Source organism: Streptomyces sp. S6, from assembly GCF_054880855.1.
Genome location: NZ_JBTYMC010000706.1, coordinates 1 through 799 on the forward strand (window position 1 = coordinate 1; position 799 = coordinate 799).

At 77.2% G+C, this 799-nt stretch carries 1 protein-coding gene; it reads left to right on the forward strand.

Annotated features, from left to right (window positions below; genetic code table 11):
- The coding region (locus tag ACVNF4_RS36605) for a polyketide synthase dehydratase domain-containing protein (RefSeq protein ID WP_461807119.1) at window positions 1-799 on the forward strand (799 nt) is incomplete at both ends.

Here is a 799-nt window from a genome sequence, read left to right on the forward strand (position 1 = left end):
TCGTACAGCGCGTCGACCGCCCTGCCCGTCGACGCGCTGTACGAGGACCTCGCGGCCGGCGGTTTCGCGTACGGCCCCGTCTTCCGGGGCGTCCGGCGGGCCTGGCGGCTCGGCGACGACGTGTACGCGGACGTCGCCCTCCCGGAGACGGCCGACGCGGGCGCGTTCACCCTGCACCCGGCGCTGTTCGACGCCGCTCTGCACGCGGCCGTCCACGCGGGCGGCGCCCTCGGTGAGAGCGGCGACGGGGGCAGGCTGCCGTTCGTCTGGGACGGGGTCACCCTGTACGCGACCGGCGCGGGTGCGCTGCGCGTGCGGATCACCCCGACGGGTCCTGACTCCCTCGCGCTGACCCTCGCGGACTCGGCGGGCGCTCCGGTGGCGACCGTCGGCTCGCTGACCGTCCGGGCGGCTCCGGCCTCGCTGGGGGCCGTGCCGGAGGCCGAGGGCGGCGCCGAGGATCTGTACCTGCCGGGCTGGGAGGGGCTGGCGCTGCCCGAGGAGGGCGTGCCGGACACCGAGTCCGTCGTCCTCGGCCTCGACGCGCACGACGACGTCCACGAGGCCACCGGACGTGCGTTGGGGGTCGTCCGGGACTGGATCGGCGCCGACCACGACAAGCTGCTCGTCGTCCTCGTGCGGGACGCGGTGCGCGTCACCGAGGACGAGCCCGCGCCCGATCCGGCCGCCGCGGCCGTCTGGGGGCTGCTCGGCTCGGCCGCGCACGAGAACCCGGGCCGGATCGCCGTCCTCGACTGGGACGGTGACGACCGCTCGGCCGCCGTCGTCGCCCGCGCGG